This window comes from Pseudoalteromonas sp. MMG006 (genome assembly GCF_018101025.1).
Taxonomy (GTDB): domain Bacteria; phylum Pseudomonadota; class Gammaproteobacteria; order Enterobacterales; family Alteromonadaceae; genus Pseudoalteromonas.
In genome coordinates, this window is sequence record NZ_JAGJEJ010000025.1 from 1 (window position 1) to 24625 (window position 24625).

The 24625-nt window shown below is 42.1% G+C and carries 27 protein-coding genes and 3 pseudogenes; 25 read left to right on the top strand and 5 right to left on the bottom strand.

Features of this window, described 5'->3' with window-relative positions; all coding sequences use genetic code 11:
• From J8L73_RS17295 to J8L73_RS17310, 4 genes and pseudogenes are all read right to left on the bottom strand, one after another.
• Window positions 1-209, bottom strand: a pseudogene (locus tag J8L73_RS17295) (hypothetical protein); the annotation flags it as partial.
• Complete coding sequence (locus J8L73_RS17300) at window positions 209-535, bottom strand: phage holin family protein (RefSeq protein ID WP_008135639.1); 327 nt, start codon at window positions 533-535, stop codon at window positions 209-211. The pseudogene J8L73_RS17295 and the gene J8L73_RS17300, both read right to left, overlap by 1 nt.
• Window positions 532-1599, bottom strand: coding sequence for a phage portal protein (locus J8L73_RS17305; protein ID WP_211018950.1), 1068 nt, complete (start codon window positions 1597-1599; stop codon window positions 532-534). The genes J8L73_RS17300 and J8L73_RS17305 overlap by 4 nt, the downstream gene beginning before the upstream one ends.
• Complete coding sequence (locus J8L73_RS17310; RefSeq protein ID WP_211018952.1) at window positions 1599-3380, bottom strand: terminase family protein; 1782 nt, start codon at window positions 3378-3380, stop codon at window positions 1599-1601. The genes J8L73_RS17305 and J8L73_RS17310 overlap by 1 nt, the downstream gene beginning before the upstream one ends.
• Window positions 3381-3585: 205 nt before the next feature.
• On the opposite strand from J8L73_RS17310, the gene J8L73_RS17315 reads away from it, so the two are divergent.
• The 22 genes and pseudogenes from J8L73_RS17315 (at window position 3586) to J8L73_RS17420 (ending at window position 21008) form a co-directional block, all read left to right on the top strand.
• Window positions 3586-4467, top strand: coding sequence for a GPO family capsid scaffolding protein (locus tag J8L73_RS17315; protein WP_211018953.1), 882 nt, complete (start codon window positions 3586-3588; stop codon window positions 4465-4467).
• A gap of 43 nt (window positions 4468-4510) precedes the next feature.
• The gene (locus tag J8L73_RS17320) at window positions 4511-5548 is read left to right on the top strand and encodes a phage major capsid protein, P2 family (RefSeq protein WP_211018956.1); all 1038 of its coding nucleotides are present in this window, start codon (window positions 4511-4513) and stop codon (window positions 5546-5548) included.
• Between the two features lie 84 nt (window positions 5549-5632).
• Window positions 5633-6361 carry a phage terminase small subunit gene (gpM, locus tag J8L73_RS17325; protein WP_211018958.1) on the top strand — a complete coding sequence of 243 codons (729 nt, stop codon included), beginning with the start codon at window positions 5633-5635 and terminating at the stop codon, window positions 6359-6361.
• Between the two features lie 111 nt (window positions 6362-6472).
• Window positions 6473-6910 carry a head completion/stabilization protein gene (locus tag J8L73_RS17330; RefSeq protein ID WP_211018960.1) on the top strand — a complete coding sequence of 146 codons (438 nt, stop codon included), beginning with the start codon at window positions 6473-6475 and terminating at the stop codon, window positions 6908-6910.
• Entirely contained in the window at window positions 6907-7380 is a 474-nt protein-coding gene (locus J8L73_RS17335) for a phage tail protein (RefSeq protein WP_211018962.1), read from the top strand. The genes J8L73_RS17330 and J8L73_RS17335 overlap by 4 nt, the downstream gene beginning before the upstream one ends.
• Window positions 7373-8005, top strand: coding sequence for a phage virion morphogenesis protein (locus tag J8L73_RS17340; RefSeq protein WP_211018964.1), 633 nt, complete (start codon window positions 7373-7375; stop codon window positions 8003-8005). Before J8L73_RS17335 ends, J8L73_RS17340 begins: the two co-directional genes overlap by 8 nt.
• Before the next feature lie 21 nt (window positions 8006-8026).
• Window positions 8027-9127, top strand: coding sequence for a DUF2586 domain-containing protein (locus J8L73_RS17345; RefSeq protein WP_182738608.1), 1101 nt, complete (start codon window positions 8027-8029; stop codon window positions 9125-9127).
• A 10-nt stretch (window positions 9128-9137) separates the two neighbouring features.
• Window positions 9138-9587 (top strand): phage protein, encoded by a 450-nt coding sequence (locus tag J8L73_RS17350; protein WP_149614051.1) that lies wholly within the window; start codon window positions 9138-9140, stop codon window positions 9585-9587.
• Complete coding sequence (locus J8L73_RS17355) at window positions 9587-10219, top strand: hypothetical protein (RefSeq protein WP_149614050.1); 633 nt, start codon at window positions 9587-9589, stop codon at window positions 10217-10219. The genes J8L73_RS17350 and J8L73_RS17355 overlap by 1 nt, the downstream gene beginning before the upstream one ends.
• Window positions 10209-10496 carry a putative phage tail assembly chaperone gene (locus tag J8L73_RS17360; RefSeq protein ID WP_007378140.1) on the top strand — a complete coding sequence of 96 codons (288 nt, stop codon included), beginning with the start codon at window positions 10209-10211 and terminating at the stop codon, window positions 10494-10496. Before J8L73_RS17355 ends, J8L73_RS17360 begins: the two co-directional genes overlap by 11 nt.
• Window positions 10497-10666: 170 nt before the next feature.
• Window positions 10667-13213, top strand: coding sequence for a phage tail tape measure protein (locus J8L73_RS17365; RefSeq protein WP_211018966.1), 2547 nt, complete (start codon window positions 10667-10669; stop codon window positions 13211-13213).
• Window positions 13213-13539 (top strand): DUF2590 family protein, encoded by a 327-nt coding sequence (locus J8L73_RS17370; protein WP_149614048.1) that lies wholly within the window; start codon window positions 13213-13215, stop codon window positions 13537-13539. Before J8L73_RS17365 ends, J8L73_RS17370 begins: the two co-directional genes overlap by 1 nt.
• A complete protein-coding gene (locus tag J8L73_RS17375; RefSeq protein ID WP_211018968.1) occupies window positions 13529-14677 on the top strand; it encodes a baseplate J/gp47 family protein in 1149 nt (382 codons plus the stop codon). Before J8L73_RS17370 ends, J8L73_RS17375 begins: the two co-directional genes overlap by 11 nt.
• Window positions 14670-15377: a hypothetical protein gene (locus tag J8L73_RS17380; RefSeq protein ID WP_211018970.1), complete on the top strand. Its 708-nt coding sequence runs from the start codon at window positions 14670-14672 to the stop codon at window positions 15375-15377. The genes J8L73_RS17375 and J8L73_RS17380 overlap by 8 nt, the downstream gene beginning before the upstream one ends.
• Window positions 15374-16804 carry a phage tail protein gene (locus J8L73_RS17385; RefSeq protein ID WP_211018972.1) on the top strand — a complete coding sequence of 477 codons (1431 nt, stop codon included), beginning with the start codon at window positions 15374-15376 and terminating at the stop codon, window positions 16802-16804. The genes J8L73_RS17380 and J8L73_RS17385 overlap by 4 nt, the downstream gene beginning before the upstream one ends.
• The gene (locus tag J8L73_RS17390) at window positions 16801-17169 is read left to right on the top strand and encodes a phage tail assembly chaperone (protein ID WP_211018974.1); all 369 of its coding nucleotides are present in this window, start codon (window positions 16801-16803) and stop codon (window positions 17167-17169) included. The genes J8L73_RS17385 and J8L73_RS17390 overlap by 4 nt, the downstream gene beginning before the upstream one ends.
• A 4-nt stretch (window positions 17170-17173) precedes the next feature.
• Window positions 17174-17803 (top strand): hypothetical protein, encoded by a 630-nt coding sequence (locus J8L73_RS17395; protein ID WP_211018975.1) that lies wholly within the window; start codon window positions 17174-17176, stop codon window positions 17801-17803.
• Window positions 17800-18285, top strand: coding sequence for a hypothetical protein (locus tag J8L73_RS17400; protein ID WP_149614043.1), 486 nt, complete (start codon window positions 17800-17802; stop codon window positions 18283-18285). Before J8L73_RS17395 ends, J8L73_RS17400 begins: the two co-directional genes overlap by 4 nt.
• On the top strand, window positions 18282-18986 hold the full coding sequence (locus tag J8L73_RS17405) for a hypothetical protein (protein ID WP_211018976.1): 705 nt from the start codon (window positions 18282-18284) through the stop codon (window positions 18984-18986). Before J8L73_RS17400 ends, J8L73_RS17405 begins: the two co-directional genes overlap by 4 nt.
• Window positions 18959-19906 carry a hypothetical protein gene (locus J8L73_RS17410; RefSeq protein WP_211018978.1) on the top strand — a complete coding sequence of 316 codons (948 nt, stop codon included), beginning with the start codon at window positions 18959-18961 and terminating at the stop codon, window positions 19904-19906. Before J8L73_RS17405 ends, J8L73_RS17410 begins: the two co-directional genes overlap by 28 nt.
• Window positions 19907-20126: 220 nt before the next feature.
• Window positions 20127-20306: a hypothetical protein gene (locus J8L73_RS17415; RefSeq protein ID WP_149614040.1), complete on the top strand. Its 180-nt coding sequence runs from the start codon at window positions 20127-20129 to the stop codon at window positions 20304-20306.
• Between the two features lie 363 nt (window positions 20307-20669).
• A pseudogene (locus J8L73_RS17420) lies at window positions 20670-21008 on the top strand (hypothetical protein).
• 556 nt (window positions 21009-21564) lie between these two features.
• Here the strand turns inward: J8L73_RS17420 and J8L73_RS17425 are convergent.
• On the bottom strand, window positions 21565-22023 hold the full coding sequence (locus J8L73_RS17425; protein ID WP_211018980.1) for a hypothetical protein: 459 nt from the start codon (window positions 22021-22023) through the stop codon (window positions 21565-21567).
• Between the two features lie 127 nt (window positions 22024-22150).
• On the opposite strand from J8L73_RS17425, the pseudogene J8L73_RS17430 reads away from it, so the two are divergent.
• From J8L73_RS17430 to J8L73_RS17440, 3 genes and pseudogenes are all read left to right on the top strand, one after another.
• Window positions 22151-22520: pseudogene (locus tag J8L73_RS17430) on the top strand (alpha/beta hydrolase); the annotation flags it as partial.
• Window positions 22521-22708: 188 nt separating this feature from the next.
• Window positions 22709-23113, top strand: coding sequence for a hypothetical protein (locus tag J8L73_RS17435; protein WP_210999580.1), 405 nt, complete (start codon window positions 22709-22711; stop codon window positions 23111-23113).
• Between the two features lie 156 nt (window positions 23114-23269).
• Window positions 23270-24523: a sodium:proton antiporter gene (locus J8L73_RS17440; protein WP_211018982.1), complete on the top strand. Its 1254-nt coding sequence runs from the start codon at window positions 23270-23272 to the stop codon at window positions 24521-24523.
• Window positions 24524-24625: the final 102 nt, after the last annotated feature.

Consider the following 24625-nt stretch of genomic DNA (forward strand, 5'->3'; position numbering starts at 1 on the left):
ACAACCAGTAAGTCATAGTCAGCGTCGTTTTGCTCGGCCTGCATACAGCGTTTTGCTTTGGCTTCAAACTGGGCAATTTTAAAGTTGTTTTCAGCACGTGCTACATCAGCGGCCATTTCTGCCGCGATGCGTTTACGCTCAACATAGCCGCCGGTTAAATCGGCTATTGGGTCTGTGATGAACGATAATACTGATTTAAGCCATCCCATTATTTTATCCCCCGTATAAATTTAATAAAGCTTTTAGGGTCTTTACTAAACGATTTAATTAGCTTGTCGAACCCTTCTAAAATGTGTGGTGCTGCATATGCTGTTACGCCAATCACACCTGTTTTTAGGCTTTCATCAAAGCCGCGCCATTCACAAAACATAGCGGCTAAGTATGCTGCAAAAATAGCAACGAGCACGTTCATACAGTAATGAAAAAACGTAAATTGCTTTTTACTTAAATACATTTGAATAGCGGCTGCTAAAAAGCTCAACATAAATAAACGCCCCCATTGTTTAATAAACTCTGTTACATCTATCCAGCTCATGCGGCTTCCTTAGGTGTTGGGTTTAAGTCTGAATACTCAGGCTCTTTAAATTCAATATGCTGTGCGGCAGGTAAGTAGTTATTAATGCCTAATACGTCTTGTTGGAGTGGCACAACTTCATTGTTGTAATAAGCGCGGGTGATTTTGTCTAAATCACCAAAGCCTGGGCTATCGCCAGATGATTGGCCGCTCAGTGCTTCTTGCGCACGGTGCATGCTGAGCATGTCGTTAAGCGTAATTTTTTTAATGCGCTCAAATTCGTCTTTTGTTGATATGTCGCCCACCGGTGTAATGTTTATCGCTTTTTCAGCATCGGCTTTATTACTGCGAAAATTAAAAAACAAACTTCTAAAGTTACCCACACCTTTGCTGTCGCGTATGGCATTTTTAAGGGCTGTTTCATCATCAGCACTTAAATTAGGGTCAGCCATTGAGAATATAAAACCCATGTGCGCGCCGTTCTTGTAATAGCGACGTCTAAATAAAGTGGCATCTTCATTTAATAATGCTGATTGAATACCGCCGTAATATTGCGGTATGCCATAAATGCCTTGCCCGGGGTCGTATTCTTTTACGTGTATTATTTCGCCCGCATTAAAGTAAACAGGCTCATGACTGCGATTACTTAATTGTGCGTACACACCGCGTTTATCGGTATAACGCATAGTCAACGCAGGCAAATGGCGCAGTTTAATAACTTGCCCAAATGAATTTTTAATAACCTGCAAATAGGCGTTACCGCTCCACAGCAAATCAAACGCAAATTTGCTAAGGGCTTGATGGCTTAAAAGCGGGTTAGGCTTATACCATTTTAAAATCATGTTGCGTTTAAAGTAGAGTATTGGCCCATGCTGGGCATTTACACGCAGCAGTTTAACCAAGCCTTGCAAATTAATGGGCGGGGCGTAAATGCCGTTACTGTCACTAAACACCCCAACGTAATCGGTTAGCCGGTTGTCTAAGCATGGCTCAGGATCGCCAAAGCTAAACGTATCGGTTACCGCTGTGCGTTGGTTGTAGTTTGGCGCTTGGCCGTTACTTACTTGTAATCGTGGTTTACTCATTAAGCTGCAATTCCTACAGATGTTTGACGGCTATGGGCGTTACCGTCGAGTGGTTCAAATAACATGGCGTGCATAATTGCCCACGCAATATCGGCATGGCCTGTTGTCGCGGTGCGGTTTGTCGCATAGGTAATTTGGTCGCCTACCACTTTGCGGCGAATATTAATGAACGAGCTGGCAATATTTACCGCGTCCTGGTCAAACTCAAAGCGGCGGTTTTGAATAACGTTAATGGCTTTAATTACCATGCGGTTTTTAATAATGGGGTTGTAATGAATCGGCTCGGCATTAGGGTAAAACTTAGTAATAAGCTCCCACACACCATAGCCAATGCCAGTGGTATCTACGCCAATATGCACAACGTTGTATTTTTCGGTGAGGTGTTTTATCTCGTTTGCCATTGCTTCAAAGTCGTTGCCGCTTAAATCAAGTGCTTCTAGCAGTAAAAACTTTTCGCCTGGCTTCATGGGTGCACTTAAAATGGCAACACTTGCTTTATCGCCAAAGCGGGCAGGGTCAAAACCAATTACAACAGGGCGCAAGCCAAACGGGCGCTCGTAAGCTAAATCAAAGTCGCTCCACTTAGTCGAGTCGCCCACGCAGTTCATCAATTGTTTAAGGCTAAACGCACTGTGCGCATCATCAATAAACTTACACATAAACAAGTTATTAAACTCATCTACGCTGTATTCGTTTTCAAGTACGCCAATATCAATACGGTCAAAGCCACTGGTTACTACATCGTAAACCGTGAGCATTTGTCGCCAAATACCGTCGTCACACAGTTGGCCGTTTTTTAGGTTTTTATGGCTTACATCTATGGCAAATTCAGGATCGTTACAGGCTTTGGTTTTACGAAACCATTTACCGTTCCAATGATCATACGCTTCGTGGCTGGTAACACTTGGCGTACTAAAGTAGGTAATACGCAAATGCTTATGCGTGGCCATGGCTTGTGCAAGGCCGCGCAGCGTTTTGTATTTAGGTATCCAAAACACTTCATCAATATATAAATCGCCGGATTCTGATTGTGCAGTACGGGCATTGGTTGACTTAAATATTAGTTTAACGGTTTTACCGCCGGCTAAATTAAGCACCATAGGCGAGCCGCTAAGTTCGACATTAAAATGCTCACGCACCAACGCCACAATATTGGCTTTAAATACTTCGGCCTGATCACGGCTCGCCGATATAAATATTTTATTACGGCCATTTAGCACAGCATCGTAAAACGCTTCGAATGCAAAATAAAATGTAGCGCCAATCTGGCGCGGTTTTAATATAAAGCGGGTGCGGTGGTCTTGGTTATCAAACCAATGTTTTTGGTGAGGATAAAGTAATGTGTCTTTAAGCTCGTTGAGCATTTCAAGGGTAATGCCAGAGCAATCGTTTTTCTTTTTCTTCTTCGATTTTTTGTCATTGCCGTTATGACTGTTGCCGCTGTTATTGTTGGCGGGGTTGTCATTACTTGCGCGCTGTTTTGGGGCTGGGGCTAATTTACTTTTATTAAGTGCGCACAACTGGCGCGTGCAAAAGTCGAGCTCTTTATAGTCAGCATCGGTTTTATTGTCTTTATCGGCCAGTACATTAATGCGTTTGCTAAAGGCCATTTCGGCGTTATAGCTTGGGCACATGTCCTCCCACTTGCCAGCCTCCGACCAACGGCGAATGCTACGCGCACTGGGCATGTCGTCAAGCTCGGCTATTTCGTCCACCGTGTAGCCCTCAACAACATACAAATCTTGTGCTTTTTTGCGTATCTCTGGTCCGTAGTTCGCCATCTATTGCGCCGCTTTTATTAATCCATAGCGGCAGTGTATTCGTTATAAAACGCTTAATCTGTCAGTCAAAAACCTGTCCATTCCTAAAAGTTAAATATAGGAATTTCAAAAAGTTAAACCGTTGGAAAGGAATAAAAAGAGGGTGCAAACTGCAATCACTTTAAAGCAATACGCTTAATTTGCACATATTTAAAAAGGGTTGTTTATGCCAGGTCAACTACGTACTAAACCGTTATCGATTGCCGCTGTAGGTATGACCGTTGACGGCCGCGAAATATCAGAGCAAGACGTAGCCGATATAGTAGAAACATACAACCCGCGTAAATACGGTGCACGTATTAATGTTGATCACGAGTTTAATTGGTCAGGTTGGGCCGCTAAAAATCTGCATAACGTAGATATTCCCGGCATGTTGGGCGATGTAGAAAGCGTTGCAGCCTATGAAAACGAAGAGGGCGTTGTGTGCTTATACGCAGTGCTTGCGCCCAATCAAGGGTTTGTAGAGCTGAACAAAGCAGATCAAGCTGTTTATTTTAGTATCGAAATTAGCCGCGATTTTATGGGCACAGGTAAAACCTACCTAACCGGTTTAGCAGTAACCGACTACCCAGCCAGTTGCTATACCGACCGTATCCATTTCAGTAGTAAGAGTAAGCCAGATGACACGGACGTCTCTTTATTAAAAGTTGATTTAGGATCATGTGAGCCTATCGACGCCACACCTAAAAAACCATTTTTTAAACGACTATTCGCAAAGGAAGAACCCGACATGAACGAAACACAATTAGCCACTGCATTAAAAGATGCGCTGGGCACACCGCTTAGTGAGTTTGCTAAAAAACTAGACGGCTTAGCCACAAAGCTTGATTCGTTTTCAACCACAAAAGTGGAAGGTGAAGAAACGCCGCCAGCTGATGATGAAAACACTGAATTAGCTCAAGTAAAAGAAGAGCTATTAAAAACAAAAACAGCATTAGGTGAACTTAACGACAAGTTTACCAAAGCGTTGAAAACACCTGCGGGTGATACCACTGACGCCGACGAAGAACCCGAAGGCGATGAGGGTAAATACAGTAATTTGTACTAATTGCATTCACTCTAACTTAACTTAGCTAAACGCAGGAAAGAATATGAAAACCAGAACTAGAGAATTATTTGTCGCCATTATGGCAGGCATGGCCGTTAATTACGGCGTTACATCAATGAGTGAACAGTTCAACGTTGAGCCTACAACTGAGCAGCATTTATATGATGCTGTTTATGAATCGGCTGAATTTTTACAGATGATCAACACCGTACCGGTAGACGACTTAGTTGGTCAATCGGTGATCATGAGTGTAGACGGTGGTGTTACAGGTCGTGCAGGCGTTGAAACCGACGACACCAAAGAGCGACAAACTCGCGACGTATCAAAGCTCGCTAAACGTGAATACCGTTGTTACCCCGTTGAATGCGACATTCATATCACATGGATAAAAATGGATCAGTGGTCTAAGTTCCCTGATTTTCATAATCGTTATCGCAATCACGTACGCCAGGCTATTGCGCTCGATATTATTAAAATTGGTTGGAATGGTACGCGCGCAGCTGATACCACAGATATTACAGCCTATCCAATGATGAACGATGTAAACATTGGCTGGCTACAACTAATTCGCCGCGATGCACCCGAGCGCGCAATTAGTGAAGGCGCAACCGCTGGCGAAATTCGTATTGGTGCTGGCGGCGATTACGAAAACTTAGACCAAGCGGTGCACGATGCATTGCAAGGTATTCCAGAGCACAAACGTGCAAACATGGTGGCTATTATTGGCGACGAGCTTTTAGCACAAGACAAAAATAAGCTGTACGCGAAGCAAGCACATACCCCAAGTGAAAAAACCAAGATTGAGCTGCAACAGGTGATTGATACCTATGGCGGTTTAATGACATACAAAATCCCTTTTTTCCCTGCTCGTGGCATTTTAGTCACCAGCTTTGACAACTTAAGTCACTACGTACAAACAGGATCAACGCGTACCAGTGTAGAAAACAACGCTAAGAAAAAACGCGTTGAAGACTACCTATCACGAAACGATTGCTACTACGTAGAAGACCTTGAAAAAGTCATGTATTTCGAATCAACCAGTATCAAGTTACCAAATTCAGACGGTAGCGCCTGGGTTTAAATATTCGGTAAATTCCCATTTGGCCGGCTTGTTTAATCCAATTTTCGAGTCGGTCTTTTTAACCACATTAAAGAGTGTTTTTAAATGAGCTTAGTCAAAAAATCATTAGCCAAAGCAGCAGGCAGAGTACCAGCAAGCACTGACAAAAAAGCGCCAACGGTCGTGGCAACAGCCACGAATACCCATGCGCCAACCACTATCACTAAGCAAACCGAGTACCAGCTTTATGCAGCAGCCATCGAATCTGACTTAGCTCAATTAAAAACATTTACTGATATAGCAGATAAAGCAACTTACAAGTCTGAAGCGTTAGAACGCCAAGATTATTTAGGGTATATCAATCAATATCGACTAAGCGGCCAGTGCCACCCGAACACGGTTTTAGCATGGGTGTTTATTTGGTTGGTTGACTTAAAACGCTGGGATGCAGCGCTAGAACTCCTGCCGTTTATGATTGAGCAAAAGCAACCACTGCCAACGGTATTTAATACCAAACATTGGCCTGCATTCGTTATCGACCAACTCTACGATGACGCTAATTACTACCTAACAGAATCAAAGCAGCAAGGCTTATTTGATATTAGCTATGTACTGCGTGGCTTAATCAATACCGTAAAAAACCAAGACTGGAACGGTCTTGAAGTAGTGGGCGGTAAATTGTACGCCATTGCTGCCAAGGTTGATGCAGCCCAGCACAACTATGGTAATGCTCTGTTATTTGCAGAGCACGCCCAAGCCATTAACGACAAAGCAGGAGTTAAAGGTTTAGTAGATAAGCTAGCAAAGCAATTAAAAGCAACGGTTAGCGAGTAACAGCTCCAACGCCAGCGGGCAACTTAGCACAGTGCGAGTATTAATTATGTCGCCAGTGTGACTAAGTGGCGCCCGCACCTAATTTAATGTGTGTGTTTTTACAGGTGCAATATGAATTTAAGCGGTATGCCACAAGCAGATTTACAAAGCATCAATGTTGATGTGCCAGGTAATGGCTATTACCCAGCATTAAGCACCGCGTATTTTATTGAGCACTACGCAGTTGCCCAAGAGTACGCCAGCAAAAGTGCGCTGCTTGTTGAAAAGCTAAAGCGTGCACAGGGTGAAATTAATCAAGAATTAGAAGATGTTCAGCTTACTCATGGCGAGCCACTAAACGCACAGCAAGTAATTTTTTATAACGATGCAGTTTACAGCAAAGCTAAGGCGCATTTATTGGTATCAAAGCTCGGCAGCACACACCGCGACAGCGCCACAGCACAAAGCCAAACCGCTATTGATAATTATGCTCACTGGCAAAGCCAGAGCATCAATGCATTGCGATTACTGCAATCGCTTAGCCCTAATTTATCGGTAGAGCTGTTATGAGCAAAAGCAAAATTGAAAAGCTTAAACAGCATTTAGTGAGTGTTGAGTACCAAGGCCATAAGTTGGCGCTTAATACCCAGTTTGACAGCTGGATAGAAGGCGGGCGCATAGAGCCAAGTAGTAAAACAATGAATGGTAACGGGTTATTAGCAGCGCGGTTTTATTACTCAGGTGTGATCAGCATTAATCCATGCTTTGCGCCGGCTGCGTTAATTTGTGCCTTTGCATCGTTTTGGTTGCAAAACAATGGCGGGCGTTATGACAGCACCGATATTGAATTTAGCGCCGATGTAAACGACGACAACAGCAATGAAGTCGAGCTGACTATTAACCAGCTGTGTGAAGACATAGAACTAATACAAACAGACAGCGGCCCTTTTGAGTTAAACGGTAACTGTTACGACTTTGGCGAGCAAAGCCTATGGGTTGCTGAATCATTTTTACTGCAAGGCACTGTAAGCCGTGCTTAACGTCAAATTTGACGAAGGGCGCAGCAAAGAACAATTAGCGTTTTTACAGCTCAAGCCTAATAAGCGGCGCAATATATTACGTCGTGTTATTCGAACAACGAATAAAAGCAGTAAAGAGCGGATCACCAAGCAAACGGATTTAGCAGGCAAAACATGGCAAGGCAGAGCAAGTGGTAAAAAAAAGAAAATGCTCACCAAGCTTAAAAAGTTTATGAAGGTTCGCCACAGTGCAAACGACGCCAGTGTTTATTTTTCAGGGGGCAACAGCGGAAAAATAGCCCGTGCCCACCAAGAGGGCATAAGCCTAGATGCAGGCAAGCCAAAAGGTAAAGCTAGACAAAATAAAGAAGGGCCAGCCACGCGAAATTTAGCCAGGGCATTAATAGCCGAGGGTTACAAAATACCGCGTCGTAAAGGCAAGGGCAGTAAACGCCCAAGCATTAAATGGATAACAGAGAATTTAAGCATTAACCAAGCAGGGTTTTTACTTCGCGATTTAAAGGGCAGCTCAAGTAAGAGTACATGGCAAATTGACTTGCCGGCCCGCTCATTTTTAGGGCAAACGCAGGGCGAAGAAAAGCAGCAAATGAATTTTATTTTAAACCAGGCTATGCACGTTGCGTAGCGCAAAGCAAAAGGAACGATCATGGCACAAGGTAAAGTAACCGTTGCCGCCATACAAACAGGCAGTGGCGCTACGAAACAGATTGAACGCAGTGTGTTGTTTATCGGTCAAGCGAGTGAGAACAACGGCAAAATTTTATCTATTAATGCACAAAGTGATTTTGATGTTGAGTTTGGCGCCGCCGACTCCCCACTAAAAACACAAGTAAAAGCATGGCAACGCAACGGTGATGACTTAGTGAGTGGTTATGCCATCCCGCATGGCGCAGGCGATAACGTAATGGCCCTTATTGATAAAGCAATGGATCAGGATGTTAGCCCTGAAATTATTGTTATTTGTACGCCAGTTACAGGCAAAGCCGACATTGAAAGCTACCAAGCGAAAGCGCTTGAAATTTTATCGAGCCTTGCTCGTCGTGTTCGCTTTTTACTTGCAGCACCTGGCTTAACGGCTGAGCAAAATTGGCCTGATTTAGTGACTTCATTGCAACCGTTAACCGATGGCGTAGTAGGCGATCGTGTGGCTGTTATCCCGCTTTTATTCGGTGACGAACTAGGCGCAGTAACAGGGCGTTTATGTAAAAGCGCAGTCACTATTGCCGACAGTCCAATGCGCGTGCTAACGGGTGCAATGTCATTGATGCCACACCCAGAAGATGCCGCCGGCAACCCCTTAACCAACTCAACCACGGCGGCACTTGATGCGCTGCGTTTTAGTTGTACACAGTTTTATGCTGATTTTGATGGTACGTATTTTGGCGATGTAAACATGCTCGACGCTGAAGGCGGTGATTTTCAAAAAATTGAAATTGGCCGCATTGTTGATATGGCTGCACGTGCTGTGCGAATTATTGGAATTCAAAACGTTAAAAATCGTCGCTTAAACAACAGCAGCACCGGGATTGAATTTGGTAAACGCATTATGGGTAAACCGCTGCGCGACATGGCACGCTCTATCAATATTGGTGCCGATAAGTTCCCTGGTTTAATTCGCGCACCAAAAGACGACAGTATCAACCTAACGTTTATGAATGCGACCACCTTACAAGTCGTACTTAAAGTTAAACCAATCGATTCACCCAACACCATCATTGTTGGGATCATGTTAGATAACGCAGAGTAGGAGCGCAAACATGCAAAAAGTACTAGGCGGTAAAGACTTCGATATCTTCATTGGTGATTCAATGGTGCATGTAATTGAAGCGACTTGCAAAATTACGGATGGGCGCACCGTTAAAAAAGTGCGCGGTATCCCAAAGGGCTTTATTGATGGCGATGTTGAAGGCGAAGTAACACTAAAGCTTGATCATGAAAATTGGTTAATCGTGCAAGCGCAAGCTGAAAAGGCAGGCAGTTGGAAAGGTATTGAACCGTTTGATATTGCGTTTAATGCAGAAGTAGCTGCAGGTAAAAAGAACGTTGAAGCATTTGGTTGCCTGCCGCAGCTGGACGAAATTTTAAACATTAAAGCCGATGGTGGCGAAGAAGACACCACATCAATCAAGTGTCCGATTACTAGCCCTGATTTTGTCAAAATTAACGGTGTGCCATACCTAACTGACGATGAAGTGAGAGATTTGTAATGACTAAAGCCATTCGCACACTAACTGCCACAACATTACTAAGCACCCTGCAAGCATGTGGGCATAAAGTATTTGAGGGTGAACTAAACCTAAACATTATAGGCATTCGCCATGCAAACACCCGCGCCAACACGTTTAACGATGCAATTTGTGTGTTGTATCAGCAAAATGGCGAATGGCAGTTAAAGCAGTATAAAGCCACAACAGATGCCGGTATTTACTGGCGTAAAAACCCAATGAACATAGACGGCACAGCGGTGCTAGTTGCAGGGCAGCATAAAAGCTTATGGACGTTGGGTTATCACCAGGGCAAGTATCGCGCCCTTGTACAGCATAAACCGGTTGTTGTTCTACGTGACAACAACAAAGACACCGAGTTAGACACGGACGTCACACCCCAAGCAGAGCTACAACAAGGTTACTTTGGTATTAATTGCCACCGTGCAAACAGCAAAACCACATCAACCCAAGTTGATAAATGGTCTGCCGGTTGTCAGGTGTTTGCAAATCCCAATGACTTTGATGAATTTATTGCTTTGTGCGAGCAATCAGCAGCCAAGTACGGCCCTTATTTTACCTACACACTGCTAGAACAAGCAGATATTAAAGAGAGTATTGATCATGGCGTTTGAGAAAAAAATCACATTAGAAACCCCCGTTGGCGAAATCACATTTAACGTAAATGGCGCCGACTACAACAAATACATTAATTCGACTCAGCCAAATAACAAAGTGCAGCCGGCAACTAATTTTTTATTAAACACAGTGGTTGAAGCCGACGCTAAAAAGCTCAAAGAGCTGGTACAGCAACCGGGTGCAGCGTTATTTTTAGTGGGTGCAATTGTTGAAGAATACCAACCTGAGTTTAATTTTACGGTAAAAAAATCGAAAGCCGAGCCAAGCAAATAGGCAAAAGCAGGCTCGATCAGTTACTGGCATACCACGCTAAGTATTTTGGCAACCAACCAGTAACTGATGAGAGCTTGGCACAGGCGCTCTACCTTGAAACATCACAGCAAGAAAACTTTGTAACAGCCGTAAATAACGGCATTTGCACAGCATTAGGCGGCGAGTAATTAATGGCAACACTCAGCAAATTAGACAAGCTTACTTATTCAATCGGGATCATCGATAAGGTGACGGGTCCGGTTAATAAAGTGATGGCTAAAATTAATCAGCTGAGCCAGCAAACCGCCGCCGCACAAGATCTAATGATGCGCGGCGCAGCCACAGCCGTAGCAGGTGGTTATGCGCTTGCCCGTTCGCTTGCGCCAGCAATAGATCAAGCCGCCGCATTAGGTGAAGTGAAGTCGCTTGGCGTAGTTGACGAATCATTACAAAAATTAAACAAAACTTCATTAGAGTTTACCGCTAACTTTGGCGGCAACGCATCCGACTTTGTTCGCAGTGCCTACGACATTCAATCAGCAATGTCAGGAATTACAGGCGACGAACTATCAAAAGTTACCGAAATATCAAACACCTTAGCCAAAGCCACTAAAGCTGATGCCGCAACAGTGACCGACTACATGGGAACGATGTACGGGGTATTTAAATCAACAGCCGACAAAATGGGCAAAGTAAAGTGGGCGGAAGATATAGCAGGCATTACCGCTAAGGCAGTAACTGATTATAAAACTGACGGTAAAGAAATGGCTTCCGCGTTCAGTGCTTTGGGAGCCTCATCGTCTGCGCCACTGGCAGAACAAATCGCAGTAATGGGGCGTTTGCAATCGACTATGAGTGGTAGTGAATCAGCAACAAAATATAAAGCATTTGAAGCTGGAGCAGGTAAAGCTCAAAAAGCACTCGATTTAGATTTTACAGATAGCTCGGGCAAGCTATTACCGATGGTAGATATACTTCAAAAAATAAATGAAAAAACAAAAGGATTAACTAAGCAAGCGGACATTGATGCAATAGCAACCGCGTTCGGATCAGCTGAAGCATCATCATTAATTAAACTATTAATAACTGATATTGATGGGCTAAACAATCAGGTTCAAGACTTAGGCAGCGTAAGCGGTATGGCAAACGTTGCAAAAATGGCAGACGATATGAGAACGCCATGGAACAAATTAAGTGGATCATTTAATGCTGCATCCATAGCACTAGGCCAGCGTTTGTTACCTGTGGTTGAGCCGTTCGTTGAAATGCTCGCCGCCGGCTTTGCTTATATCGTTTCGTTAACTGAGCGCTTTCCGATTTTATCCAGTGTGATTGCAACACTTGTAGTGGGCATTGTGGCGCTTATCTCTATTTATGGCGTGGTCATGTTCATGATGGGCCTTTACAAAATGGCGCTGATAACAAGTGGTGCGCTCACAATGGGTTTAACAGTGATAACTAAATTATGGCAAGGCGCACTTATTGCGTTACGTGTATTGGGTTTTTTATCACTCATTACAACGATGGGCGCGGCGGCCATAGCCATGGGTACATTTAAAGCAGTTATGCTCGCAGGCCAAGCGGCTACATGGTTGTTTAATGCAGCGCTTTGGGCAAACCCAATTACGTGGGTAGTAGCGGGTGTTATTGCGCTCATCGCGGCGGTTGGTGCGCTTATCTATTACTGGGATGACTTAGTGGCTGCGTTTCAAAATACCGCATGGGGGAAAGTATTAATGGCGGTGTTTGATAGTGTGAAAGCGGCCTTTAATGGGGTGATTGATAGCGTAAAATGGGTGCTCGAAAAACTCGGCCTGATTGACGATACCGAGGCAAAAATAAAAACAGAAGCGACCTCAACACACGAAAACATTAACCGTGCTCAGCCTAGCAATTTAGTCATGCAAAATGCAGATCAAGCGTTCAGCCGCGACTACGGCCAAGCTGTGATCAACAAAGCCGCCCAAGTACCAGGCAATAAAGCCAGCACTAACTATGGTGCAGTGAATGATGTTACGTATTTGAATCGAACGCAGTTAAACAAAGGTCAAACTAATAACGCTATTAACTCAACATTGCAAAGCAGTAATGCCATTGAGCAAACAAACAGCACGTTGGGACAAACGAACACATTAAATAACCGCTATGTAAGTTCAACTGTGGCGAATAGATTAACCAATATCGCGCCTGTAAACACCGCTATTAATAACAATGCTTCAGCAAACGATGCTGCTTATTCAACAACGGGCAACATAAATAACAGCGCTACTAACTCAGTATTACAAAGCAGCCCAGCTACACATAACGATGTTGGCCACAATGCACAATCAACACAGTTCGTAACACAATCAGCGATAGAAAATGGCAATACACGCACAGCTAATCATTTTACTAACGCGGCCAATTCACCTGTTTATAGTCAAAAATATGAACAACTGGCCCGCTTTAATCAAGGTGCAGCGCCATTACAACGATTGCCAATGGTCAAAACAGATCAGGCAATTACTAACACAGCGAACGCGTACAGCGTTGAGCAATTAAATACTGAGCAACAACACACGAATAGCTATAAAGCCAAAGTACAAAAATCAGCGTTTTTACAAAGCCTAACGAGCAGCACCAGCCAGAGCAGTTCAAGCGAGAGCGATAACAGCAAGCGTGTGCACATAGACAACTTAACGATTAAATCTGACGACTTAGCGCAAAGCTTTGAACAAATGATGGAGCTAGCAAGCTGATGAACTTTGATATTGCACTGCACATAGATTTAGCCGTTGAGGATAATGATTTTGTACTTAATGACTCGCTGACACCCAGTACATTAAGTAAATCGAATGTGGTGGCGCAAGATATAAAGCATCGAATTTTAGAAAGTGGCTTGCTAACCAAGCTTGTTGGCCTGCGCAATAAAAACGGCATAGCGCCCATTTTAACCGAACTCGAATTACTAACCGAGCAAGACAATCGCGTAAAGCCAGGCACAATAAAAGTGCACCGCAACGACGATGGCACGCTAAGCATTAACGCACAAACGCGACAGTATGGGAGCAGCAATGAACTTTAAAACAATGATGCAAAATGCAGGCTTGCCAATGGACGAGCAAACAGCGCAAGCGCAGTGGCAAGCACAGTTAAAAGAGCAAAACATACAAGTTGCCAACAATTCACCCTTTGGCCCATTTTGGCGAACCGTTGAAGCGTTGCTAACAAAGCCAGTCGTGCAGCTGTTTAATTGGCTAGCAACGCAGCTAATGCCTGATTTATTCATTATGACAGCAAACCGAGTTGCACTGATTGAACGCCATGGCCCTGCACGTAATGTGTTTATTCAAGCGGGCGTAAAAGCACAGGGAATACTCACGTTTACGAGACTCAATACCGAAGGTGAAAACGCTATTGTTGCTGGTACGCAGGTCGTTACTGATGTACTCGGCGATAAAACGTACACGCTCACATTGTTGCAAGATGTTTATTTTAGCGACGGCCAAAGCATCGCGTATGCACTGGCTGAGGCTACTCATACAGGCGCCGGATTTAATTTACCAGCCCATGCTTATCGCTACTTTACCGAGCAACAAGACGGGACCACCGTAACCAATAATGATGATTGGTTAATTAAGCCAGGTTCCGACGACGAAGACACTGAGCATTATCGCCTACGCATTCGTAACGTATTTGGTACTGCCTCCCGCTGGCATATCAATGCCGTGTATAAACAAATAATTGCAAGCTTTGGCGTGCCAATAGATAACATCTACATTCAAACCGGAGCGCCACGTGGACCAGGCACGGCTGATGCGTATATTTACTTAGATGTTGGCCCTGTACCAACACCACTATTGAGTGCCATTAACCAACATATTCGTACCGCAGGCCACCATGGTTTAGGGGATGACTTTATGGTTTACGCTATGGCAACCAACGGGTTTGATATCACCGCAACCTATAAGTTACATGACAACAGCCACGCTATTCAAAGCGATTTAACCGCGTTTATTCAAGCCGCTTTTCGTCAAAATGCAGCGTATGCACCCACACGCGTAACGCATCAAACTGTGTTCAGCATTAGCCAACTAATAACACAGTGCCATGAACAATTTAATGAACTGCAATCAATCAAGTTTAATATTGACGACATAACCGCCGCCAACTGGTTACCGGTACTTACATCATTAACCGTTAACGAGGTGGCAAATGGCTAACGAAATCGCCACTTGGTTAAACAAAGGCTACGCCGAAAAACTTGTAAAGGCAGCAACAGGATATTGGAGCCAGACACGTAATTACGTTATGTGGGCAGTTCAGCAAAAAGACGAGCTACAAAACGAAGAGCCAATACTCGGGATGCTAGCATGGGAGCGATTAACAACACGTTTACCAAACGAGCCAACAGAGCTTTATAGGAAGCGCGTGCAACACGCATTAGTAAACACAATAGACGCCGGTGAAATGACATCATTAAAGCGCATTTTTAAGCGGCTAAACTTAGAAGTAATAAATGTGCGTGAGCGAATAGGCGGGCGTGACTGGGACATTATTGCTATTGATATGAGCGATACAACGCTTGCTAATGCAAACTTGCTATTGCCAGAATTAATACAGCTTTATGGCCGCACGTGCAGGCGCTACGAGTTAACAGTGCATAGTAAAACATCAATCATGCTGGGTTTAGATAGTTTGTTTATTCAGCACGATCACACAAATATAAATAACCCCACGCAAATAGCAGCAAAAACAAAGCCGCAATCTCAATTAAAATTAGGTACTTTAATCGTTCAACACGACCATATAAATATATTAAACCCAACAAAAATAGCATCTAAAACCCATCTCGACTCAAAAGCGCAATATGGTTTTATTAACAAAGTTAGCGGTATAAGTATCGCAAAGGAGGCAACATGACAGAAGCAGTTTTAGGCATAATGACCAACGCAGGTACTCAATATATTGCTGACAAAACATTAGCAAATCAAGGGCTAGAAGTAGCCGAAGTGGTTCTTGCTAATATCAATAGTATCGACGAAAACACTCCGCGAGATAAAGACCAAGGGCTACCAACCGCTTTGCAAATAGTACATCGTCGAAATATAGATGCTCAAGGTAAAGTAGACGAAAACACGGTTGCCTGGTCGGTTGTGCTAGACCAAAACATAGGCGACTTTGACTACAACTGGATAGGCCTAGTAACGAGTGACGGCACACTCATTGCGCTTGATTACTTGCCGTTGCAACGCAAAAGAGCGGGTGTTAATAACGTGCACAACCGATCGTTTGTATTGCAATTTGCAGGTGCTGCCGCGCTTTCGCAAATAACAATACCGGCAGAATCATGGATGTTTGATTACACACCACGTATTGATGCGTTAGATCAGTCGTTAAAAAAAACAGTCGCTGAATTTAAATTAGATCATAAAAACGTAATAGTTGATGGGCGTTTCGACTTTTGGTATGAGGGCGTTAGTCAGAATTCGAATGGTTACGGTAGCGATACAATGTGGGTTAATGAACATGTCGGCTCTACAAAAACACATACAAGAGAAGAATTAACCCCTAGTGTTGATTTACCGTGTGTTGACAACCCTACAGCCAAATATTTTAGCAGGACAATTGTTAATAGCGTTGCAGGCCATGCAAATAAAGTTAGTAAAATGCAAAAAATAGAATGGGTTAGAACGCTTGCCGGAAAAAAAACAACACTATCATTTTATTTTAAAGCTGATTCAAATAAAAATATAGCGGTTGAGCTCATACAAAACTTTGGGACTGGTGGGACTTCATCGGCAGAGGCTTTAGCTGTGGGCAGCAAATTGATAGCTGTAACTAGCAAGTGGAAACGCTACGAAATAACGATAGATTTACCTAATTTAATTGGCAAGTCGATTGGTACTGATTCAAACGATTGGTTAGGGCTTAGGTTCTGGTTTGATGCGGGAAGTCATTACAATAAATATGCAGGGTTTTTAGGACAACAATCAGGTGTTTTTGACCTAGCATGTGTGCAGTTAGAAGAGGGTAATGAAGCCACAAAATTTAAAGAAGAACAGTTTAGTAAGAGCTCCATAATTATAGGTAGGTATTATGAGCTAATAAGGTTAGATGAACGCAGAAAAAGTACAGTAGAAAGTAGTTATGTTTCAACGGCTACAGTAGTAAAAAAAAGAAATATTTCTGCTCTTTCTATTAACAATATTAAAGGCGCTATAAGCTTCAATGATACTTTCATAGCAGAAGAATTGAACACTTTTCAGTATAGGGTAGATATATGGGCGACAGAGTCTGGTTGGTCGTCGTGGTTTAGAACGGATATAACTATGGATTCAAGATTATGAAAATTAATACCGCGCAGATAATTGAAAATGGCATATTAATAAATGGCAAAATTTCGCTGCCTGACTCAAATACTGGCCACATTCGTAATAGCTATAATGAGTGGTTATTGCAAGGTAATAAGCCAGAGCCTTTAAAAAAAAATGACCCATGGCCATCTATAAGAGCTGATCGAGATAGTAAAATAAAAGCAGTTCAGTTTGAATATGAGCGTTATAACCGTGAGCTTAGATTAAATATAACCCCGACCCGTGACTCTAATTGGATGTTAGCACTTGATGCTTACGTACAAGATTTAGCAAATATACCGCAAGTTTATGAGCAAAATCCTGATGCTATAAAGTGGCCCACTTTGCCTGAGAATTAAAGCAATGCATAACCTAGCGCTTTCTTATCACCAAACAGCCGCCCCTTGCTCAATGCAAGCGGGCGCGCAGTTACTTGCATCGGCAATAAAAGACGGCTCACGCACAGATAAGCCAGCACAATATAGCGCGCTGCTCTTATCTGTTAGCGCAAATGACCCTGCCGCACTGGCTAGCAAGCTCAGCATGATAAACGAATATTGCCCAATACCTGAGTTTATTAGCTGTGCTCAATACGGCCAAAGTCAAAGTGCACTAGAGCAAACTCAGCTCGTAACCTATGACGGCCAAAGTATCGAATGGCAAATAAACACATTGCAAAACTTAACGCCAATACGTGAGCAACAAATAGCGGACGAAATTGCTACTGTAAACGACAGTGGCAAGCAATTAATAAACACCATTGACGATGCATTGACTCAAACCGTTGAGCTAAAAACAGCACGCGACGAGCGACTAAATCAGGCGCAATTTACTGCTCAAAGTAGCGGGGTCGATATGCAATTAATAACAGCAGGCACAGCAAAGCAGCTAGCCGACTCAGTTGCTAGCAAAGGCAATGAGCATAACTATTGGGCGATGTGTTTGTTTGTTGGCGAACCAAGCGAGCTTAATCATATTAAAGAGGTGTTATGAGCATATCGTTAGATGGCTGGAATATCCCCGGGTATGAAACGCGGGTCAATGCTGGTATAAAATTAGCCGGCGGCGATATGTCAGGCATGGGAAGTTTTGCGCTCATTAGCGATCAAGGTGTTAAGCCTGGCATGTTAACTGTGAGCACTAAAATACCGCTTAATGAAGAGGGGACTTTAGCATTACTTATTAGCAAAGCGAAAGCACTTGATGAAAACGGCGCCCGTATTATTTACACAATTAATAATGCATTGGCAGAGGCTTATAAAATACGTAAAGCCAAATTTGATGGCGAGGTAAAAGCTGTAGAACTTGAAGAAAAGCGTGCATGGCAAATCAGCTTTAAACTTATTGAAGTACAATCCGTATCAGAGCGTGAGCAACAACAGCTTGATGGTACAGCAAACCAAAATGCACAGTCGCAAGCAGTCACTTCAAATAACGATGTACAAAGTAAATTTGCAGCAGTGGAGGGGCCATGAGTACTCGCCTATCTGATACGCTAACAATTGGGGGTAAACCAGTAACGAGCATCGTTACTAAAAGTGTACAACTTGATATAGCCAGCACTGGTCGTGCAAAGTTTGAAATAGTGACAGAGGAAGTGCCAAGCGGATTAGTCGAACTGCATTTAGGTTACACACTAGATAATATGGTCCCGTATTTTCTCGGCGTTATCGAATCAAAACACCAGGCAAACGGCCGTTGGTATTTAACTTGTCGCGAATTACTCGGCGCATTAAGTTTCACTGCCCCCCTTGCAGTTCGCCATGCAACAATCAAAGCGGTGCTTGATGAATTGGCAAAGCTCGGTGTTGAATTTGTGACACCAAATAACGCCGGTTATTTAAATAAAACGATACCCGCGTTTTACCATAACGGCACAGGTATTGAAGCACTAAGGCAAATAGGTAAAGTGTGGGGCATTAGCGATTTTATATTTCAGCAACGCCCCGATGGTAAAATATTTGTCGGCAGCTGGCATGACTCGCGCTGGCCACTCGCAGCAATAAACGACTTTCCAGAGCACACAATAGCAGCCAAAAGCTCAACCACCGGCGAGCTAATAGCCATCCCAAAATTAAGACCAGGCATACAAATAAACGGCCGGCACATAACCGAAACAACCCTAATCAACGACAGGATGCACATACGATGGTCAAACAAGCCATTAAACGCCTAATACAGCGCTACTTCCCAGAGTTAAACGAGCGTAAACACCTGCCGCAACTTGCACGTATCGAAAAAATATACGACCTACCAAGTGACGCCGCAGCAATCAGCACCGCGTTTAGGCCACTAAAAGCGGCCGACGTACAGCTATTAAACCCGCTCACAAATGAGCCATTAGCCGTGCCCGTATTTCAGCAAGTAACACTCGGCACAGGGCAAGCATCCGATCATGGTTTGTTGAACGAACCGATGCCAGGCATGCAATGTTTAATACAGTACATCGATGGCCTAAACAGCCATCCCGTCATCACCAGCTTATTACCATGGCAAAGCTTAGTGCCCGAGCACAAACGCACCGATGTTACGCTACAGCAAAACAGCCGCAGCAAAATACAAGGCCGCGACGGCAACTGGCACACCACAACCGACGGCGACATAACCCAAACCAGCGACACGAGCAAAACAGCAGCACGCAAAAGCGAACAAAACTATCACCAACGCACATGCAGCATAGACAGCCACGACATTGCAAAAATAGATGGTAATCAAATCAACGAAGTCATGGGCGCATTAAAAACCGTGGTCGGCGAAAAAGCCTTAATAATTGCACTTGAAGGGTTATTGCTAGGCAGTAAAAAGCAGGTAGATATTGAAGCCACCGAAAACATGAACCTAACCACACTAAAAACCCTCCACGCTAAAGCTTCCGAGGTAGCAAAGGTAGAGGGCAAAACAGTGTGGCTTGGAGATAGTTCAGTAAACGTAGCGCAAGTCCTGCTTGATTTAATAAATGTAGTAAGCAACATGAATCAGACTCTAGCTAATCATACCCACGCAGGCGCTGGTGCGACGCCAGAAAAATCCGATTTTAATGGGTATAAAACAAGCGCAGATTCACTCAATAATGCACTTTCACCCATAACAGGATAAAAGTATAGGCAATTGCTTTTACAGTGTTATTTGTGAGGTGGTACTTTTTCTGAAGCTTTTTTTATTTGCTTCATCTTTGAGTTGTTCACTTTTGAACAGACTCGCTAGGGTTCAAAAATATAGAGTTAATGTAACCATTATTAACCTGGAAGGGTTATTAAATTGAAAACTACGCGATTTTAAAAGCTACATAGAATAAAGTTTTTATAGGAGAAGTTTGATGAATGAGAAATATATAGATCTTGCAGACAAAGTACGAAGTTCATTATTTGAAATTAATACTAGGCTACGTTTGATTATGGACGAATCCAGAGGCTATGATTTAGATAAGTGTGAATTGGATGCATTATTAATGCGTATTCATAGTGATCTTAAGGAGCTCTATTTATCTGCCGCCTAAAATTTGAAAAATAAAACATGCCTGCCACGCGCAGGCTTTTTTGTGTGTATAAATATGTGTATAAATTATTTTTAGTTGAATTTAAAGTTGTTTAAAATTAGTGTTTTGGGTTTATTTGATTATAATCGTGCCAGTAAATAGTTGCTTGATTTTGCTCTTGATATGCCATGCTGAAACCCTGAGTAGTTAACTTAAAAACGCCTAAATGCGCGCCAAGTTACTAAAATAATGAATTATTTAGATTATGGCATATGGGCGAGGGAGTTTATAGGTTTGCGATTGATAAGGGAGTTAAATTAGTTGGTGTTTACTAATTATATTTAATGTACTTGCTATGAATTGATTACTTGTTCAGCTGCTGCAATGGCTGATCAAAGTGATTACAAATTAATGGTTATTGAAACTGCGACACAGCCACTTGAGCAATCATTTAACAACTGCGCACTGAATGTTAAGTCAAAAAATTATGCACAAGCTGAAGCAATTTGTACTAGATAAATCGCACTTTTAAAAGACGCAGATGGCCCTAAATTTAAAGTTCGCCAACTTACGTCATTCGCATTAAGCAACCGTGGTGTTGCACGTTTAAAAGCGCATAATGACACTGCTGCCCTTGCTGATTTATACGAAGCATCAAAATTATTTAACAGCACAATGGTATCGCACAACTTATCTCGTGCTAAAGAAGAATTATCTCTATAAGGTCTTTTTATAAAATGCTTATTAAAAGCATGATATAGATAGCGAGAGTAAAAAAGCCTATATTAGGTTAGCGCCTAATACGAGCTTTTTTGTGTTATTTGTTTTTTTGGATTTATCGTACGAGATTGAATTATGCCTATGTTAGAGTGGTTATATAATGAATGTGCTAGATAAATTAGATTATACAGAATATTGCTGGTTTATAAGATAGGATAAACTATATTGACGAAGGTAGAAAATAATGAGTAGAACCACAAAACCAGTGATGATTTATGAACAGTGGGTACAATTTTTTTAAACCATACTGGAAAATATTAAAATAACGTAAAGCCTGACTCAAGCTCAGGCTTTACGTATCAGTAATGACCAGAGGAAACGTTAAAGACAATAATTAAAAATTACCCTCACATAATATGAGCTGTCCTCCGCGAGAGCATGTTTGCATTATTGGCGGGTAAACTGTAGTTGATGTTTCTGTTACATTGCCATCGTTATCAGTTACTTTTAATTTAACTTCAGAGGCTGATGTAATATCAACATGACTTTTGGTTGTACTTTATCCATTTACCCATTTCTCTACTTTTTGAACCTCGCCATCTCTATCGCTAAACGTAAATTGAGCAACAATAACCCCCGCAGCATAGTATGTGGTATCTGTTCTGCTATCGTAACTTTCTTCTACATAATGTCGGTTGATACTTGCTTTTGGAGTATATTGACAGGATTCATCTGATATTGTTTCGTATGCAGAATTAGGCAAGTTACTACTACAACGGTAGTTTTTCCATGAACCATTATCATATTTGTCCTGAATTATTGTATACCATTGGCTATAACTTTTAGAAACATATTCACTCAAAAAATGACCATCAAATGTACTACAACTTGCTAATCCGTAATAGTATTCTAATTGATTTGTTGTTGTTTCACATTTTACTTTTTTATCACCAGCAGCAGATGCCAAAAATGGCAATGCGAACAATAAAGAAATAGTTGTTGAAGTTAAAAATTTCATAGCTACGTACCTGTATAAAAACAAGCCTCAATGTTATATAGTTGTTTATTTTTTGTAAGGTGTTGGCGCGTTGATTTGAGGCTAAATTTTTAGCTATATTAAATCGATTTTTGCATATAAGAGCACGATGTAGATATTATGCGCGATTGATTTGCCACGCGCTGAAAAAGAAATTGCAGCAATAAAGCTCGACGATATGGTAAATGTAATGCCGAATCAGTATTTAGATTTTGGGCAAAACGCCCGCTACCTGATTATCCAAAATTGCTGACATACCCGTGACAGTAATTGCCTCAGTTAAAAAGTACAAAAAGCCATCTGTATTATTTTTTACCGACAAAGCGCGTGAAATGTGGGGCGACTTACACTCCAAATGGGCTAATGCATTTCCTCAAGGTGAAATAGTTGTAACAAATAAGAGCTATCACTACCCGCAAAATGATGAGCCAGAAATGGTTATAGCCCAATTAGTTAAGTTGCTTGAACGTACTCAATAAGGTGTGGATTTGGTTACTAATTGTTTAAATACCAATTCCCGTAAATTAGTAGTTTGGCATTAGACTAAAGTCTATAGATTAGATTTATTCACTCATTAGGTTTGTTTTAATCGTTTGTCGTTTTTATGGTAATTCTCTAAAGTTCAATTGTCGGCAACAAGCACGACTTAACCAACAGGATTATGACCATGAAAACCTTTATCAAAACTATCGCTCTTAGCTCACTACTTACTTGTTCAGCTGCTGCAATGGCTGATCAAAGTGATTACAAATTAATGGTTATCAAAACTGCAACGGCGCCACAGCCACTTGAGCAATCATTTAATAGCTGTGCACTTAATGTTAAGTCTAAAAATTACGCTCAAGCTGAAGAAATTTGTACAAAAGCAATCGCACTTTTAAAAAATGCTGATGGCCCTAAATTTAAAGTACGCCAGCTTACTTCTTACGCTTTAAGCAATCGTGGTGTAGCGCGTTTAAAATCGAATAACGAAACCGCAGCAATAGCCGACTTATACGAAGCTAACCAAATGTCTAATAGCACGATGGTATCGCACAATTTAACTCGCGCTAAAGAAGAGCTTTCTTTATAAAAGATTGCTCATAAAGTGTTTTATAAAACATTTTAATTAAGCGACGGTACAAAAAAGCCATGTTAGGTTAGCTCCTAACATGGCTTTTTTGCGTTTTTACAACAAGCGTATGCGGCCTAACAAAACAGTAAACTAATGTTATACGGATTAATAAAAATGGAACCCACGAGTAGCTTAACTATATTTGAAATTAGCGCGATATTTTTATCGATTACTGCCTTACTTACCTATGTGAATCATCGGTTTATTGGTTTGCCAACCACAATTGGTGTGATGGCTATTTCTATGCTGGTTTCTATTACCGCGATATTTTTGGGCTTTTTAGGGTTTGATGATCTGATAGATTATGAGGTGAGCTTACTCGATCAGCTGAATTTTACGGAGGTTTTACTTGATGGCATGCTTTCTATGTTGCTATTTGCCGGGGCGCTGCATGTAAATGTAAGCGATTTAAGGCGTTATAAATTACCGATTGGTATTTTGGCATGTGTGGGTACGCTTGTATCTACCGTTATTATTGCTGGTGCGCTTTATTTATTACTGCCATTACTTGGCTTTGATTTATCGTTTATTTGGTGTTTATTATTTGGCGCGTTAATTTCGCCAACCGATCCGATAGCTGTTATGGGTATTTTACGCTCAGCGGGGGCGCCTAAAAGTATCGAAACTGTGATAGCGGGTGAGTCGTTATTTAATGACGGAATAGGGGTGGTGGTATTTGTTTTATTACTGGGTATTTTATCTAGTGGTGATATTCCTACAACCTATTCTGTAGCCCATACTTTGGCTGTTGAAGCGGGTGGTGGAATTATTTTTGGATTAACACTTGGCGGCATTTTATATTACTTACTTAAAAGCATAGACAGCTATCAAGAAGAGGTATTACTTACGCTTGCAGGTGTTATTGGTGGTTATGCGCTGGCAAGCCATTGGCACCTATCAGGCCCACTTGCGATGGTTATGATGGGATTAATGGTAGGTAACCATGGCCGTAATTTAGCCATGAGTGATAAAACTCGTCATTACGTTGATTTATTTTGGGAGCTGATTGACGAAATTTTAAATGCCATTTTATTTGTTTTAATTGGGCTTGAAGTTGTAATGATTGCCTATTCGGGCAATTTATTAGTCGCTGCTGTGTTAACCATATTAATTGCTTTATTAGCACGCTTAATTGTTGTGGGTATAACAACCACCACTTTTAATAAGCAATTAGCGTTGCCCTCTGGTGCGTGGAAGGTATTAACGTGGGGAGGTTTACGCGGCGGTATTTCGGTGGCGCTTGTTTTGCAACTTCCAGATGGAGCAGAGCGAAATATTTTACTTACCTTAACTTATGCTGTGGTGGTGTTTTCTATTTTGATCCAGGGTTTAAGTGTTGGCAAAGTTGCTAAAAGTATTCGTAAGTAAACTTAAATAAATAAGCTGTATTTTATTTATACAGCTCATGTTGCAAAAAATAGCGTGTTTTACTGGCATTACTTAAATTTTGTTTAGAAATCAGTTGCTAAT

Bases quoted from the DNA above. Each gene is read 5' to 3' on its own strand.
- J8L73_RS17355 (WP_149614050.1), top strand. From the start codon at position 9,587: ATGACTAAAGCCATTCGCACACTAACTGCCACAACATTACTAAGCACC.
- J8L73_RS17390 (WP_211018974.1), top strand. From the start codon at position 16,801: ATGAAAATTAATACCGCGCAGATAATTGAAAATGGCATATTAATAAAT.
- J8L73_RS17415 (WP_149614040.1), top strand. From the start codon at position 20,127: ATGAATGAGAAATATATAGATCTTGCAGACAAAGTACGAAGTTCATTA.
- J8L73_RS17305 (WP_211018950.1), bottom strand. From the start codon at position 1,599: ATGAGTAAACCACGATTACAAGTAAGTAACGGCCAAGCGCCAAACTAC.
- J8L73_RS17360 (WP_007378140.1), top strand. From the start codon at position 10,209: ATGGCGTTTGAGAAAAAAATCACATTAGAAACCCCCGTTGGCGAAATC.
- J8L73_RS17345 (WP_182738608.1), top strand. From the start codon at position 8,027: ATGGCACAAGGTAAAGTAACCGTTGCCGCCATACAAACAGGCAGTGGC.
- J8L73_RS17350 (WP_149614051.1), top strand. From the start codon at position 9,138: ATGCAAAAAGTACTAGGCGGTAAAGACTTCGATATCTTCATTGGTGAT.
- J8L73_RS17435 (WP_210999580.1), top strand. From the start codon at position 22,709: ATGAAAACCTTTATCAAAACTATCGCTCTTAGCTCACTACTTACTTGT.
- J8L73_RS17330 (WP_211018960.1), top strand. From the start codon at position 6,473: ATGAATTTAAGCGGTATGCCACAAGCAGATTTACAAAGCATCAATGTT.
- J8L73_RS17410 (WP_211018978.1), top strand. From the start codon at position 18,959: ATGGTCAAACAAGCCATTAAACGCCTAATACAGCGCTACTTCCCAGAG.
- J8L73_RS17400 (WP_149614043.1), top strand. From the start codon at position 17,800: ATGAGCATATCGTTAGATGGCTGGAATATCCCCGGGTATGAAACGCGG.
- J8L73_RS17385 (WP_211018972.1), top strand. From the start codon at position 15,374: ATGACAGAAGCAGTTTTAGGCATAATGACCAACGCAGGTACTCAATAT.
- J8L73_RS17405 (WP_211018976.1), top strand. From the start codon at position 18,282: ATGAGTACTCGCCTATCTGATACGCTAACAATTGGGGGTAAACCAGTA.
- J8L73_RS17380 (WP_211018970.1), top strand. From the start codon at position 14,670: ATGGCTAACGAAATCGCCACTTGGTTAAACAAAGGCTACGCCGAAAAA.
- J8L73_RS17375 (WP_211018968.1), top strand. From the start codon at position 13,529: ATGAACTTTAAAACAATGATGCAAAATGCAGGCTTGCCAATGGACGAG.
- J8L73_RS17315 (WP_211018953.1), top strand. From the start codon at position 3,586: ATGCCAGGTCAACTACGTACTAAACCGTTATCGATTGCCGCTGTAGGT.
- J8L73_RS17395 (WP_211018975.1), top strand. From the start codon at position 17,174: ATGCATAACCTAGCGCTTTCTTATCACCAAACAGCCGCCCCTTGCTCA.
- J8L73_RS17335 (WP_211018962.1), top strand. From the start codon at position 6,907: ATGAGCAAAAGCAAAATTGAAAAGCTTAAACAGCATTTAGTGAGTGTT.
- J8L73_RS17365 (WP_211018966.1), top strand. From the start codon at position 10,667: ATGGCAACACTCAGCAAATTAGACAAGCTTACTTATTCAATCGGGATC.
- gpM (WP_211018958.1), top strand. From the start codon at position 5,633: ATGAGCTTAGTCAAAAAATCATTAGCCAAAGCAGCAGGCAGAGTACCA.
- J8L73_RS17370 (WP_149614048.1), top strand. From the start codon at position 13,213: ATGAACTTTGATATTGCACTGCACATAGATTTAGCCGTTGAGGATAAT.
- J8L73_RS17300 (WP_008135639.1), bottom strand. From the start codon at position 535: ATGAGCTGGATAGATGTAACAGAGTTTATTAAACAATGGGGGCGTTTA.
- J8L73_RS17425 (WP_211018980.1), bottom strand. From the start codon at position 22,023: ATGAAATTTTTAACTTCAACAACTATTTCTTTATTGTTCGCATTGCCA.
- J8L73_RS17320 (WP_211018956.1), top strand. From the start codon at position 4,511: ATGAAAACCAGAACTAGAGAATTATTTGTCGCCATTATGGCAGGCATG.
- J8L73_RS17440 (WP_211018982.1), top strand. From the start codon at position 23,270: ATGGAACCCACGAGTAGCTTAACTATATTTGAAATTAGCGCGATATTT.
- J8L73_RS17310 (WP_211018952.1), bottom strand. From the start codon at position 3,380: ATGGCGAACTACGGACCAGAGATACGCAAAAAAGCACAAGATTTGTAT.